This window comes from Mucilaginibacter paludis DSM 18603, assembly GCF_000166195.2.
GTDB lineage: Bacteria > Bacteroidota > Bacteroidia > Sphingobacteriales > Sphingobacteriaceae > Mucilaginibacter > Mucilaginibacter paludis.
Map to the genome: position 1 here is coordinate 1,649,474 of NZ_CM001403.1, position 12,944 is coordinate 1,662,417.

At 41.8% G+C, this 12,944-nt stretch carries 16 protein-coding genes; 11 read left to right on the top strand and 5 right to left on the bottom strand.

Features of this window, described 5'->3' with window-relative positions; genetic code table 11:
* A complete protein-coding gene (locus MUCPA_RS37600; protein WP_008505344.1) occupies positions 1-162 on the top strand; it encodes a hypothetical protein in 162 nt (53 codons plus the stop codon).
* A 26-nt stretch (positions 163-188) separates the two neighbouring features.
* Here the strand turns inward: MUCPA_RS37600 and MUCPA_RS07010 are convergent, their stop codons facing one another.
* Positions 189-932, bottom strand: a complete 744-nt coding sequence (locus tag MUCPA_RS07010) for a LytR/AlgR family response regulator transcription factor (protein ID WP_008505345.1) — start codon at positions 930-932, stop codon at positions 189-191.
* Between the two features lie 471 nt (positions 933-1,403).
* Between MUCPA_RS07010 and MUCPA_RS07015 the strand changes: the two genes are divergently transcribed.
* From MUCPA_RS07015 to MUCPA_RS07025, 3 genes are all read left to right on the top strand, one after another.
* Positions 1,404-2,159, top strand: a complete 756-nt coding sequence (locus MUCPA_RS07015; protein WP_008505346.1) for a LytR/AlgR family response regulator transcription factor — start codon at positions 1,404-1,406, stop codon at positions 2,157-2,159.
* 358 nt (positions 2,160-2,517) lie between these two features.
* Complete coding sequence (locus MUCPA_RS07020) at positions 2,518-2,799, top strand: hypothetical protein (protein WP_008505351.1); 282 nt, start codon at positions 2,518-2,520, stop codon at positions 2,797-2,799.
* A 1-nt stretch (position 2,800) separates the two neighbouring features.
* Positions 2,801-3,055, top strand: a complete 255-nt coding sequence (locus MUCPA_RS07025; RefSeq protein WP_040625770.1) for a hypothetical protein — start codon at positions 2,801-2,803, stop codon at positions 3,053-3,055.
* 148 nt (positions 3,056-3,203) lie between these two features.
* Here the strand turns inward: MUCPA_RS07025 and MUCPA_RS07030 are convergent, their stop codons facing one another.
* Positions 3,204-3,824 (bottom strand): hypothetical protein, encoded by a 621-nt coding sequence (locus tag MUCPA_RS07030; protein WP_157543836.1) that lies wholly within the window; start codon positions 3,822-3,824, stop codon positions 3,204-3,206.
* 186 nt (positions 3,825-4,010) lie between these two features.
* Positions 4,011-4,310 (bottom strand): hypothetical protein, encoded by a 300-nt coding sequence (locus MUCPA_RS07035; RefSeq protein ID WP_008505356.1) that lies wholly within the window; start codon positions 4,308-4,310, stop codon positions 4,011-4,013.
* A 53-nt stretch (positions 4,311-4,363) separates the two neighbouring features.
* Between MUCPA_RS07035 and MUCPA_RS07040 the strand changes: the two genes are divergently transcribed.
* Positions 4,364-4,609, top strand: a complete 246-nt coding sequence (locus tag MUCPA_RS07040; RefSeq protein WP_008505358.1) for a helix-turn-helix domain-containing protein — start codon at positions 4,364-4,366, stop codon at positions 4,607-4,609.
* A gap of 100 nt (positions 4,610-4,709) precedes the next feature.
* Here MUCPA_RS07040 and MUCPA_RS07045 read toward each other — a convergent pair whose 3' ends face one another.
* Positions 4,710-5,915, bottom strand: a complete 1,206-nt coding sequence (locus MUCPA_RS07045) for a hypothetical protein (RefSeq protein ID WP_008505360.1) — start codon at positions 5,913-5,915, stop codon at positions 4,710-4,712.
* Between the two features lie 253 nt (positions 5,916-6,168).
* Here MUCPA_RS07045 and MUCPA_RS07050 point away from each other — a divergent pair, with 253 nt between their 5' ends.
* Positions 6,169-6,768 carry a hypothetical protein gene (locus MUCPA_RS07050; protein WP_008505362.1) on the top strand — a complete coding sequence of 200 codons (600 nt, stop codon included), beginning with the start codon at positions 6,169-6,171 and terminating at the stop codon, positions 6,766-6,768.
* A gap of 356 nt (positions 6,769-7,124) precedes the next feature.
* On the opposite strand, the gene MUCPA_RS07055 is transcribed toward MUCPA_RS07050, so the two are convergent.
* Positions 7,125-7,409, bottom strand: coding sequence for a hypothetical protein (locus MUCPA_RS07055; protein ID WP_008505364.1), 285 nt, complete (start codon positions 7,407-7,409; stop codon positions 7,125-7,127).
* Between the two features lie 149 nt (positions 7,410-7,558).
* On the opposite strand from MUCPA_RS07055, the gene MUCPA_RS07060 reads away from it, so the two are divergent.
* The 5 genes from MUCPA_RS07060 (at position 7,559) to MUCPA_RS07080 (ending at position 12,939) form a co-directional block, all read left to right on the top strand.
* The gene (locus tag MUCPA_RS07060) at positions 7,559-8,476 is read left to right on the top strand and encodes a toprim domain-containing protein (protein WP_008505366.1); all 918 of its coding nucleotides are present in this window, start codon (positions 7,559-7,561) and stop codon (positions 8,474-8,476) included.
* A 183-nt stretch (positions 8,477-8,659) separates the two neighbouring features.
* The gene (locus MUCPA_RS07065) at positions 8,660-9,049 is read left to right on the top strand and encodes a plasmid mobilization protein (protein WP_008505368.1); all 390 of its coding nucleotides are present in this window, start codon (positions 8,660-8,662) and stop codon (positions 9,047-9,049) included.
* The gene (locus tag MUCPA_RS07070; protein ID WP_008505370.1) at positions 9,037-10,347 is read left to right on the top strand and encodes a relaxase/mobilization nuclease domain-containing protein; all 1,311 of its coding nucleotides are present in this window, start codon (positions 9,037-9,039) and stop codon (positions 10,345-10,347) included. The genes MUCPA_RS07065 and MUCPA_RS07070 overlap by 13 nt, the downstream gene beginning before the upstream one ends.
* A 26-nt stretch (positions 10,348-10,373) precedes the next feature.
* On the top strand, positions 10,374-12,365 hold the full coding sequence (mobC, locus tag MUCPA_RS07075; protein WP_008505372.1) for a conjugal transfer protein MobC: 1,992 nt from the start codon (positions 10,374-10,376) through the stop codon (positions 12,363-12,365).
* Between the two features lie 385 nt (positions 12,366-12,750).
* Positions 12,751-12,939 carry a hypothetical protein gene (locus tag MUCPA_RS07080; RefSeq protein WP_008505374.1) on the top strand — a complete coding sequence of 63 codons (189 nt, stop codon included), beginning with the start codon at positions 12,751-12,753 and terminating at the stop codon, positions 12,937-12,939.
* Positions 12,940-12,944: the final 5 nt, after the last annotated feature.

Sequence of the window (12,944 nt, forward strand, 5' to 3'; positions counted from 1 at the left end):
ATGAAAAAGAAAAATTTTAAAATCAGCGACAGTACACTGTTTGTGTACAGGGGAAATTCAGTTTCAAAATCACCTACTGAAACAGACGTGCCGACCGATCCTACAACAACGATGATCACCATAACCAAAACGGGGATGTTGCATGGTGGCCGTTCAAATTAATTAGGCTGAATCAGGCAGGGGCAATACTAACGTTTGCGCCCTGCCTTGATTAATCTTTCAGTCAAAAATGCTGAAAAATCTTTACGATAATAATCCCCAACGGTTATTTTAAGGCCATTTACCATTTTGATGGTATTTCCGTCTATGGAATCAATGTGTTGCTTTCCAATAATAAAACTGCGCTGGAATTGCACAAAGTTCTGCAAATGCCGCAATATTTTTGAAATTTCGGTGAGCGACATATAGGTAAGCACTTTTCTGGTTAGCGTATGGATCTGAACGTAGTTTTGCTTGCTCTCTATCGCTATCACATCCGAATAATTGATCTTGACGATCTTTAAATCTTCATCTTTATTTTTTACAAAAAAGAACTCATCGGGTGCTAAAAAAACGCTGCTTGTTTCATCGTTCACCGAAAACACTTTCGCCAGGGTGCCCACAAATTTTGATATAGTATACGGCTTCAAAAGATAAGCATCCGCCTCGACCTCGAAAGCCTCGTATCCGTATTGTTTATAGGCCGTTGAAAAAATTAATTTTTTAGTCTTTTTCCTGATTTCGCGGGAAAGGTCGATTCCCGTAATTTTCGGCATATTGATGTCTAATAAGATTAGATCGACCATATCCCCGTTAGCGATCTCGATCAGGGCCTGTAGTGGATCAGTGAAACTTTTCAGCAGGTTGAGGTTAGGCATTGAATTGATATAGTTGCTCAGCCAGTTAATAGCAAAAGGTTCATCATCAATAATGATACATTCAAATTTTTTCATGGTAAATAAATTATGTAGTTATAATATAAGTTGAAATGAACGACTATTTACCATCTCTTAATGCGCTAAGACGAGATTTAATAACTCTTTATGCTAAACAAGTCCGCGGAATTTTGCCAACGTAGACTTTGGTTCAGGAAAGAAAAAATACCTTTCTATGGAGAAAATTAACCTATATAGCTAACATATAGTGATTTAAACTTTATTACGCTTAATTTTAAACATTAGGTAATTTTAGGTGTGATATGAAGGTCAAATACTTTTGTTCGGTTTGCTATGGATTATATTTGGTGTGGTTTTAAAGCTTAGTTATTGAATTTAATCACCCCGGCGGTTGATAATCATCTTATCAGTTAGTGGGTACTCCAACACCTGATGATCAGCCTGCGTGTAAGCATTGCTGTTCCTTTTGCTTTTGATCCATCGTAAGCCAAACCTTTATTTCATATAAACCAATATAAAACGAAAAGTATGTTAAACTGTGTCATAGTGGACGATGAGCAATTTTCCATCGAAGCGATAAAGAAATATATCGATCTGGTGCCCCGGTTGAATATCCACGCCATATTCACCGACCCACGTACCGCCTTAGAGCAGGTAAGCAGCGAGATCAACATTGATATTCTTTTTATGGACATCAATATGCCCAATATCTCCGGATTGGAACTGGCAAAGGCCTTAAGAGCGAAAACACAAAAACTGATTTTTACCACCGCGTATTCAAAATACGCTTTTGAAGCATTCGAGGTCGAGGCGGATGCCTATCTTTTGAAACCTTACACTTTTGCCAAATTCTCAACAACCATCAACCGTCTTTTTCCTGCTGAGATGCCGGTAAGGTCTTTCGCCCACAACGGAGACCATCATGCTGATGACAATTACTTCCTGGTAAAAAATAAAGAAGAAGATTTACGCATTGTGAAGGTGCTGTATAAGGATGTGATCGCTTTTGAAAGTGCCCACAACTACATCAAAATTCACTTAACAAGTAATAAAATATTAACCGCCTATCTTACAATTAAGGACATAATGGAATTACTCGGATCTCGGGAAGGTTTTAAACAGTTTCATCGTGCATTTATTATTTCAACAGATCGCATTAATTACATTGATGGTAATACGATCAAAATGAATAACAATCTCACATTTACCGTTGGTGAATATTATAGGGAAAACTTCATGAGCTATTTGTCAAACAAATTATTCAAAACTTCAAGAAAAAGATAATGGAAATGGATAGATGATCATTAAAATTAAGATTCCTGATTTGAAAGTAAAAGCTCAGGATAAATTGAATGATGAATGTTTTTCACTTCATCACAAGTTTAAGTTAATTGGTTGCAGCGATTGGAATAGGGATTAAAACAATAAAAGCCCGCAAACAATCGCTGTCGCAGGCTTTTAACCTAAACCTTATCACAAATAAACGATATAGAGGGGAAAATCAATTGATCCATTTCTCATCATTTATTATATATCTGCAAAACTAATTTATTAAAGTGTTTTCACAAGTATTTTTTCAAAAATGTTGGGTTTTTACCCAACATTTACAGGCGCTTTACGTAAAAAGGTAAGACTAAACCTTATGATGAGAAAATTTCACGGCCTGAACAGATTTAATGAAAAGATAGGTTCCTTAAAACGAGAAGCACAGATCATGCGGGAAACCCTCAACAAGCTTCAGGATATTCACGAAAGGAAACTCCAAAGGAATAAAGCTTACCGCATCAGCAATGCTTCGCAAAAATTTGAAATCAAACTGCGTGAGGTAAACTGTATGGTAGAAGCCATTGAACATTTACATCCAGTCACCGGTAAATGGGATATCAGGTTCGGTGAGTTGGTTTTAATAGAAAGTGAGGATTGATGTGAAGAAAGACCCCTATTTCGACAACCATCCCATTTACAGTGCTCTTTCTTATGACGCCATTGTCGGGTTAATTCAATTACTGATTGATGAAGGATTGGTAGCAGCCACCGAAAGAGATGGGCTATATATCGTCTTCAAAGACTTCCGTGAAAAGGTCAGACCGACATACCAACGACTGACCGAAGCTGAAAAGCTGGAGTACATTGCCTATTTCCGGTACAGGCATCACCTGAACAACCCTTATATTCCGTGATGGTGAGGAAAGGTAAATAAAAAAGGGCCATCTCTGACCTTCTCTCCGGGTTCGCGGGCCCGTTAAATGCTAATGCCAATATGATAAGTTTATGTTATTTATTTAATTCCAAGACAGGTAGGTGAAATATCAATACAGGTTTAATTGATCACAAATGGCTCGCAACTGACATTGAACCACTTTTAGGATTTTTGCGAACTTCATAATCACCATAAAAACCCGGTTTCAACCGTTCAGCCCTGTTTTTCAGATCAACTGATAATGCCTTTAGATAGTCTATCTTATCCTGTTCGCTGACGCTTTGTTTATTGTGCTCAAAATAACCAGCAAATTCAATTAAGAGATTTTCAACTGAATAATCCCTTATGATATGCACTTGTTCCGCTTTGGTATGAATGAAATAATACAGATTGGCGTTAGTATTCATCAGCTTAAACCAATAGATGCCGTCCACAAACTCAAAATGATTGGCTCTGTCCTTCATTAGCAAATGCTGAATTTTAACAGCCGAATTAATTTGTGTGCTGTCATGTTCTGCTTTTGAAATGAAAAAAGATAACTTATTTCTGATACTATCCGGCACATGAACCATTTCAAAAGGATTTAAAACTTTTGCAGGCCGTGGCTTAGCGGCAGGTTTCTTTAGCTGGGCACTTATATTGGAAATATCCTGGCAAAATGCCTGATAGTTAAGACTGCCCCCGTAGTAAGCATTTTCAGTTAAAAAAACAGACTTTTTGAAACTGACCGGTTCTTTTCCGGAAAGCATTGCTAATTGTTCTTTATAAGCCGCTTCGTAAGATTGTTTGGTTTGTCCCTGGGCAATATTCCATAACAGCAGAACACTGAACAGGCTTAAAATTTGAGATCGCATTATTGTGAAATGGTTAGGACGATTAAAGATAGATGTTTTTATAATATTATATATTATATGGTCGAAAAATAACGGCCATTCTTATTGCGTATGATTGATTTTCTCAACGTGCCATCGGTACACAGCCGGAAGCAGGACGTCCAGCTTTTCCTTAAACAAGTTATAGTTCAATTCATCAAGACAACTGATCTTTCCTCCATTGCCAGTTAGCAAGAAAGCAAGCCATTTTAACAGTTGTTCCTCTACAGGCCCGAATGGTTCAGGCCCAAATACTTCATCTATTATCTGTTCCAGATTTGTTTCATCGCCACTTGCTTCCATCTCGATGCGGTTAAAGGTGTTGGTTAATATATCAAAGCTAAGTCTTGTTGGGTAATTCACCAACACTTATGCCTAAATAATATTTCATCTTTCTGTTCATTTACCGGGCAAGAATGATCAGCGATTTAGATAAAAAAGTATTAATTTTATTTGGGAAACACCACAAATCGTTACGAAAGGAAAGGAAGCTGACCTACCGCCAAATGGCTCAACGGTGTAATATTGACTACGGCGATATTCAGAAGATCGAAAGTGGAAAGATAAATATTACTATGTTAACATTAATTGAACTTGCTAAAGGTCTTAACCTACCACCTAAAGACCTGCTTGATTTCGAAGGATTCGTAAAACATCCATAGTATTCTTAGGTACTCCGACTATTTATATCAGTAGCCCGGCTTTTGTTCTTCTCATTAATTAGGCACTTGTCTGTACCGTTTCCTGGAAACATCGACTTGACTAATCGACATTAAGATATTTATGCAGTTTTGCTTTGTCACGTTCAGGCGTGTAGTCTGAGGTGATAGCCTGAAGGTTTCTTGCATCAAGCAATGAACCGCAACCTGCTTCTTTAAAAAGAGCGCTCAATTCTTTGTCTTCATGAATATTATATGCACTAAAAGTGGACAACTTATCAATACCCAAATATTTTTTGTCATATTTCTCCAACCCGGTAAGCTGGCGCAATTTACGTCCTTCGGGTGTTCCATCGTTAGTTAAGAATAGAAAGGAGCGAACAATCAATTTATCGTCGTGAACCGTAGTCAGTAAGTAACCTACTTTGTATTCATACATATTAAACTCGATCAGGGTGCATCCCTTCCCAGAGACGTAATTTACCGGCTGTTCAAACAGGCTGAAAAATAAATGTGCATGTACATTGTTGGCTTGTAAACCCAGTCGCTCATCCAGGCGATGAAGGGCGTGGCGCTGAATATAAACCGGTAAAGTATCATTTACCGCTGATATCAGACCAATTGCCGAAGGCTTGAATTTGACTTGCAAACTTATTCCAGGCGGAACAAACCTGTTCACGGCTATTATTTCGCGCTTGCGGCCATTGATCACGATGCTGCTGATAATTGGCTTAAATAAATGAACAAAGATCGTATTCTCTGTTGCCCGAACTTTCCCTAAGTTAGTCTGTGTACGATCTGCGTGTAGAAAACCGTCCCGGAAATTTCCATTGCGCACATCCATCAAAAACAACAGAAAAGCAACCTGGTCGGCTATGGAACTGTAGTACCCATTGGCGGTAATCAGAAAGGGTTTAAATACCGCACGGAGTTCTTCGGATCGTGGAAATCGATTTTCAGCCATCATAGATACAAAATGTATTAAAGTCAGGCCCTCGCTGAGCATCGTTTTGAGTGGAATATTCTCCTCAGCAATGTCAAATGCTGGAGCGTCAAGTAAAACAGATAGCGTTCGACGGTAGGTTTGCCAGCGGACTTCATCAATGGCCGTACCAGGTGCCATTTTGATGGTTAGCGATGGATAGCGCTTGTCGTACATGACATCGATATCAACCGCAGGAATCAATTCGAACCAGCCGGTGCCAACGAGCTTATCGCAAACCATTTTTAAGCGCGAGATATAGTCGTGCTTATGCTTGGCTTGCAACTTATGGGGGTTTTCCTTGACTTTGCTTTTCTTCTTGCTCATTCAATAAGGCTGGTTAAAAAACACGACGAATTAGCCAATGTTGCATCTGAATAAAAATTCCGCAATCATTTTTTTCTGCCAATTAACTGTCTGCCATAAGGGTATATTCTATTTCCCTAACTATAAAAATAATTTCTTAAGCAAAAGTATAGTTTAAACCCGCTATGTCAAGGGTACATAAACGGCTTTACAGCCGCCCTTGACATAGCGGGTTTAAACTATGTAGCCAGGCACAGAAATTAATTTTTAAGTTATGGAAAATAGTGCATTAACCCTCAATTCAGCTACAATAAAGAATTATTTGCAAGCCAATCATTTTAGTGTTCAATGGGAAAAGAACATGATTGCCGAAATATTGGAAGCCATTGAAAGCAATAATACCGAAAAGCTGGCATGGTTTAAAGGCTTCGGTAAGGACATCCGCCACATCCTGATGAATGTACACGCTTACCGCAAGGGTTTAGAATTTGGCTTTACCGAAATCGCTTTTGACAAAAACGACTGGTTTTGCAGATCGGAATTTTTGGAAAAGGAAGATATTAAGTTAGGTGATTCAGAAAGATATGGTGAATACAGCAATATCTATCTTGGTCGTGGCATTAATCATATCTGGACTTATGCGCTTAATTACAGTTACGGGATGGCGGGCGGCGGCTATGGGCTTTCTATTTACGGTAAACAATTCCGCTGTCGCCAGGACGCTCTTATTTATGCGCTTGATGAGATCAAAAAGATGATGACCGCCAGAATTGGCGATAAAGATACGACGAATGTAAAACAGCCTGTTATTATGGCTACACTCAGAGCGATCAGTCAGGTACAGGTTAGTATGGTTCAGCTAACGTTATTTTAGCAAATGCCGTAGGCTATTCTATTTCAGGCCGGTTAATTCCAGTCTTTTATCTTTCTTTTTTCACCCGCAATTGGCTTTAATGCAGGATAAGCCGGTTCGCCTTCATTTTGCGCGCTAAGCGCACGTCATTACGGCTCTCCCGCTTATCCTGCTGCTGCAAGAGCTATGCGTTTAGCCGGTCGCCCGCTTCGCTTAAGGATGCCACCCGGCTGCGCCGGAACGCATCCTTAACGACCGGCTAAACGCATAGCACTTGCCTTATCGGTTTCTATTAGCTTTCTTGTTCTTGTAATTTGTTTTTTGCAAAATATACGGCCCGCCAGTATTGGCAGGCCGTACCAATAGTTACCGGCGGGCTATTTTAGGTTCCAGCTCTTCATTTTTTCACTTAGCTCTGTCAGGCCTGCCTTTTTTAGGCATTCATCCGAGAATTGTTTAAGTTCCTCAACTGTTTCTTTAGGTATCAGTTCAAGTAACCCCTGGGATTGTTCACCGTCCTTTACACTTAGTCCCCTTTCGATTACGCTGTTCAATAATAAAACCGTTTTACGGTTGATCTTGACATCGACCTTCACCGCCTCATTCATGCCAGGGCTGCACAATAATGTTTCATACACCTGGGCCATCACATTCGTTGCCATACATTAAAATTTTAATTTATTTAACGGCTGTAAAATTAAAGGTTAGATCTTTTACTATCCCTATCAAAATTTAGCGGGGATAGGTTAATGCCATTTGTGCTGTTTAATTTCGCTTTTGGTTTAATGATGTAGATAGCAGTTAGTGGGTGATGGATACAACTAAACAAGGGCTTACGCTCGATGAAATCAGGGCGCTGGACATGGTGGATTACCTGGCTACCATAGGTTTTGAACCGGCAAAGCCAAGCCGGAACGGAGTGGATTATTATTACTTGTCACCACTGCGAAATGAAGACGATGCCAGCTTTCATGTCAACCGTACAAAAAACAAATGGTTCGATCACGGTGATGGTAAAGGCGGCAACCTGATCGACTTTGGCCTGCTTTATTTTAAATGCAGCATTGGTGAACTGAAAGGGAAATTCAACGGCGATTTTTCCATTCAACAGCCCAGCGAACAGTCGTTGATTTCATCTGCAAATTTTGGTGAAGCGAACAACGGGATCATCATCAAAGGTGACCGCCCGCTCTGGTCTTATGCACTTAAAAATTACCTTCATGAACGCATGATACCGGTGTCCGTTGCCGAACTGTTTTGCCGGGAGGTAAGCTACGAAATAGAAGGACGTTCTTACTATGCTATCGGCTTTAAAAATAATGCAGGTGGTTACGAATTACGCAACAAAATTGTCAAACAAAGCAGTGCCCCTAAAGACATCACCACCATCAATAACGGCGCAGAAAAAGTGCAGGTTTTCGAGGGCTTCCTTGACTTCCTGACTTACAAGGCGACAATACAGAACAAACTTGCAGGCAACTCAGATTTCGTGATCTTAAATAGCGCAGCTTTTTTTCAAAGAGCGCGCCCGTTTATGGAGCAGCATGAGGCCATCGGGCTTTGGCTTGACAACGATACCACTGGCAATGCATATACAAAATACGCCTTATCCTTAAGTGAACGCTATAGGGATGAAAGCAGCTTTTATAGCAAATACAAGGATTTAAACGACTGGCTCACTAAAAAGGAGCTGTCAACAAAAAAACAGCTTAAACAAAAAATAAGCTGATCAGTCAGCTTTTACGAAATTCCGGATTGTGGCCATCCGGTAGCTGGCGAAAGATTGCCTTTTCGCAATCGGCAAGATGTCCGGTTGTTTAACAACAACCGCATCTTGCCGCCCCCTCCGAAGTCGGGGGCGGGTTGGAAAGTGCTGGTTTTGAAAGGATTTTAACGGGGAAAGGGATGTGTGATGGAACAGGAACATGAGAACCGCAGCCGCATAATCGGCTTACGGCTGACCGTAACAGAGTATGGAGAAATAGAAAAAAAATGGAAGAAAAGCAATTGCCGCAAGCTCAGCGACTATGTGCGCCGCATCATTTTTAACAGGCCGCTGGTCAGTAGTTACCGAAATCGTTCGATGGACGAGGCAATGGCCGAACTGATGCTTTTGCGCAAGGAATTAAATGCCATTGGCGTAAACTTTAACCAGGCGGTGCATCGCCTGCATACGCTCGATCATCTGCCGCAAATGCAGTTCTGGCTAACGGCTTTTGAGCGGGATAAAAGTGTGTTGTTTGGCAAAATGGATGAGGTAGTTTCACAGGTCGAAAAGCTGGCGGCGGTATGGTTGCAGTGATTAAAACGGGACACTCGCTTTTGCGGCTTTTGAACTACAATGAGAACAAGGTTAAAGAAGGTGCTGCGCTTTGTATAGGTGCCGGGAATTACCCGATTGACTATCAGAATTTATCCTTTGAACAAAAGCTGGCGCGCCTGCAAAATCAGGCGGCGCTAAATGAAAACGTGACCCGCAACAGTGTCCATATTTCGCTCAACTTTGACCCTTCCGAAAACCTTTCGGAGGATCGTTTGCGCGAGATCGCGGATGCCTATATGAAGGGAATAGGCTTCGATGATCTGCCTTATTTGATGTATCAGCACTTCGACGCCGGGCATCCACATATTCATTTGGTTTCTGTAAAGGTTCGGGCTGATGGCAAGCGCGTCGATACGCAGAACATCGGGCAAAACCAGTCCGAAAAAACGCGCAGGGAACTGGAAAAAAAATACGGTCTGGTGAAAGCCGATGACAGCTCGAAGCAACAGGCATACCGGCTCAAACCGGTTAATGCGCAGAAGGTTGCTTATGGCCGCACAGAAACCAGAAGGGCGATTGCTAACGTATTGGAAAATGTGCTGCCACGCTACAAATTTGCGTCCCTTGCGGAATTGAACGCAGTCCTGCAATTGTATAACGTAGCGGCTGACCGGGGCGGCGAAGGCTCACGAATTTTCAGGCACCGGGGCTTGGTTTACCGGGTTCTGGATGATGAGGGTAACAAAGTCGGTGTACCAATCAAAGCCAGTGACATTTATAACAAGCCGGGTTTGAAATTTCTCGAAGCGAAGTTTGCCACCAATGACGCTGCGAAGCAACCGCACAGGGTCAGGGTAAAGAATGCAATTGACCTCGCCTTATTGCATGGCAGGCTTGACCTGAACGGGCTGATCTCAGTCTTAAAAGATCAGGGAATTGATACGGTGATCCGGCAAAACGAAAACGGTGTCATTTATGGTATAACTTACGTCGATCATGCAAAAGGTTGTGTTTTTAATGGTAGCGCATTAGGTAAGGCTTATAGTGCCAAAGCTATTTTAGAACGATGTACAAATGGTGGGGCGGGTGAGCAAAAAACAAAACTGGCGGCGGGAAAAAAAATACCTTTCAACCGCGCCGCCACTGGCAATAGCGCAGTATCGGATGCCGAACGTAAACAGGGTGGAAATCCCTTTCCTCCTGGTGATCAGTTGCCCAACGCCAAAGGATTGGCCGATGTCTTATTAGAGCCGGATTTTCAGGGCGGGCAGATGGACTGGCAGTTGAAAAGAACAAAGAAAAAAAGAAAGCGGCAGCAATTACCGCCGCAGGTTTGATGGTTTAATTTAGTGAAGGAGAAACGATGCAGACAGGAGAAAACGATCAGGCCATGCGCAAGATCCTGGACATGACCAGGCTGATCAGTATTGCCATACTGGTAATACATTTTTACAAGGAGTGTTATGGTGCCTTTGCCGGATGGCATCTGGTGGCTCCGCTATCGGACAGGATTTTAAACAATATCATTGCCACAGGCCTGTTCAGAAATTTCCAAAAATCAAAGCTGATCGCTTTGGGATTCCTCATTATTGCGCTTATCGGCGTCAAAGGTAAAAAGGACGAAAAACAGAATTTCAAAACAGCGTTTATTTACCTCCTAACCGGCTTGGTTTTCTTTTTTATCAGCTATTTTCTATTACAGATAAGGGGTGCAATGAGCGGCGTGGCGCTGCTCTATATGGCTGTTACAAGCTTAGGTTACCTGCTGTTCCTGAGCGGTGGAACGATGGTATCGCGCATCATACGGGATAAGCTGGCTAATGACATATTTAACAGCGAGAATGAAACCTTTCCCCAGGAGGAAAGACTGATCGAAAATGAGTACTCCGTTAACCTGCCCGCGCGATACCGACTGAAAACGAAAGACAGGAACAGTTGGCTGAATTTTATAAATCCTTTCCGGGGGGTGCTCGTGTTAGGCAGCCCCGGTTCGGGTAAGTCCTATTTCGTTATCAGGCATATCATTACTCAGCATATACGCAAGGGCTTCGCCATGTTCGTTTATGACTTTAAAATGCCCGACCTATCCGTCATCGCCTATAATACCTGGTTGAACAATAAGGATAAATATAAGGTAACGCCGAAATTCTTTTCGATCAACTTCGACGACCTTTCTCACAGCCATCGTTGTAACCCGCTTGATCCATCCGCCATGCTGGACATTACCGATGCCGTTGAATCGGCGCGTACTATTCTGCTGGGCCTGAACCGCGAGTGGTTGAAGCGACAAGGCGATTTTTTCGTAGAATCGCCAATCAACTTTTTGACTGCCATCATCTGGTATTTGCGCAAGTACAAGGGCGGCGAGTTTTGTACCCTGCCGCATGTCATCGAGCTGATGCAGGTGGAATACGACGACTTGTTTACCGTCCTGCGCACTCAAAAAGAAATTGATGTATTGATCAACCCATTTGTCAGCGCTTACATGCGGGATGCGGTAGAGCAGTTAGAAGGGCAGATTGCTTCAGCCAAGATCACGATGGCGCGCATCTCATCACCGCAACTGTATTATGTTTTGTCAGGCAATGATTTTACGCTGGATATCAATAATCCTGATGCGCCGAAGATCGTTTGCATGGGTAACAATCCGCAGAAAATACAAATCTATGGGGCCGTTTTATCATTGTTTACCAACCGGCTGTTGAAGATCATAAATCAAAAGGATAAGCTGAAGTGCAGCCTTATCTTTGACGAATTTCCTACCCTTACAACGGATATCATACCAACGATCAGTACCGGCCGCAGTAATTTAATTTCTACCTGTTTGGGTATTCAGGATGCCAGCCAGTTGCGTAAGGATTATGGCCGTGAGCAGGCAGATGTGATTATGAACATCGTGGGCAACATGGCAGTGGGTCAGGTATCCGGCGATACGGCGAAGCTCGTATCAGAAAAGGTCGGCAAGATCATGCAGGACAGGGAAAGCTTATCCATTAATCGTTCGGATACATCGATAAGCAGGTCTAAGCAACTGGAAGCCGCCGTGCCGCCGTCAAAGATCGCCGCCCTGAGTTCGGGCGAGTTTGTGGGCATGGTAGCGGATAACCCGGATTGTAAGATAGAATTGAAGGCCTTTCATAGTGAGATCATTAATGACCATGAGGCGCTGAAAAAGGAAATTCAAGCGTATAAACCGATACCGATGGTGCGCAAACTGGAAAATGCCATTGTTCAAAGAAATTACTTCCAGATCAAACAGGATGTGCAGCAGATCATTCTATCAGAAATGGAAAGGTTATTGAGCGACCCGGCCTTAACGCACCTCATCATCCGAAAGGGTGCGGCAGGGGAATAATGGGCGAATTGAACAAGGTGTTATCGGTAATAAGTAATCTACCATTTCTGTTTCCCTGATCTAAGTAAACACTTATTTCAAAAGTCCATAACCCATAAATCAATCACAATTAAGAATATATAGAAGAAATAAACAGTTGAAAAGGGAGTCATCAATCCTAACCAATATTTTGAAAATGGTATTAAAAGAATCTGATTAGAATAAGAAAAATATAATGAAGCCCTAAAATAAGAGGTTGTTTTTCCGGGTGATTTCAATTGTTTTTGTAGAAGCCGCCTTTTTCGGGATAGAATGGCAATAATTCGGGATAGAAAATAAAGCAATCCTTACTTAACAAAAAGTATAAGGTATAAATTTAAATGTATCATTTAAAAAAAAACACTTTATGAAAACAGTATTATTAAAAGTAACATTGGCTGTTATGGTAATAGCCGGTGTAGCAATCACTAAAGCTAAAGCTGAAGCTTCTACTGGCACATGTGTACCAGCGGACAACACTTGTTACGCCTTTACCGGGCCAGACGGTGTAACCCATTCTACTCCGGGTGTCTTAGTTTACAGTACTGCTCAGTAACTAAG

Bases quoted from the DNA above. Each gene is read 5' to 3' on its own strand.
- MUCPA_RS07010 (WP_008505345.1), bottom strand. From the start codon at position 932: ATGAAAAAATTTGAATGTATCATTATTGATGATGAACCTTTTGCTATT.
- MUCPA_RS07050 (WP_008505362.1), top strand. From the start codon at position 6,169: ATGGAAAATAGTGCATTAACCCTCAATTCAGCTACAATAAAGAATTAT.
- MUCPA_RS07020 (WP_008505351.1), top strand. From the start codon at position 2,518: ATGATGAGAAAATTTCACGGCCTGAACAGATTTAATGAAAAGATAGGT.
- MUCPA_RS07015 (WP_008505346.1), top strand. From the start codon at position 1,404: ATGTTAAACTGTGTCATAGTGGACGATGAGCAATTTTCCATCGAAGCG.
- MUCPA_RS07060 (WP_008505366.1), top strand. From the start codon at position 7,559: ATGGATACAACTAAACAAGGGCTTACGCTCGATGAAATCAGGGCGCTG.
- MUCPA_RS07045 (WP_008505360.1), bottom strand. From the start codon at position 5,915: ATGAGCAAGAAGAAAAGCAAAGTCAAGGAAAACCCCCATAAGTTGCAA.
- MUCPA_RS07040 (WP_008505358.1), top strand. From the start codon at position 4,364: ATGATCAGCGATTTAGATAAAAAAGTATTAATTTTATTTGGGAAACAC.
- MUCPA_RS07030 (WP_157543836.1), bottom strand. From the start codon at position 3,824: ATGCTTTCCGGAAAAGAACCGGTCAGTTTCAAAAAGTCTGTTTTTTTA.
- MUCPA_RS07065 (WP_008505368.1), top strand. From the start codon at position 8,660: ATGGAACAGGAACATGAGAACCGCAGCCGCATAATCGGCTTACGGCTG.
- MUCPA_RS37600 (WP_008505344.1), top strand. From the start codon at position 1: ATGAAAAAGAAAAATTTTAAAATCAGCGACAGTACACTGTTTGTGTAC.
- MUCPA_RS07070 (WP_008505370.1), top strand. From the start codon at position 9,037: ATGGTTGCAGTGATTAAAACGGGACACTCGCTTTTGCGGCTTTTGAAC.
- mobC (WP_008505372.1), top strand. From the start codon at position 10,374: ATGCAGACAGGAGAAAACGATCAGGCCATGCGCAAGATCCTGGACATG.
- MUCPA_RS07080 (WP_008505374.1), top strand. From the start codon at position 12,751: ATGAAAACAGTATTATTAAAAGTAACATTGGCTGTTATGGTAATAGCC.
- MUCPA_RS07055 (WP_008505364.1), bottom strand. From the start codon at position 7,409: ATGGCAACGAATGTGATGGCCCAGGTGTATGAAACATTATTGTGCAGC.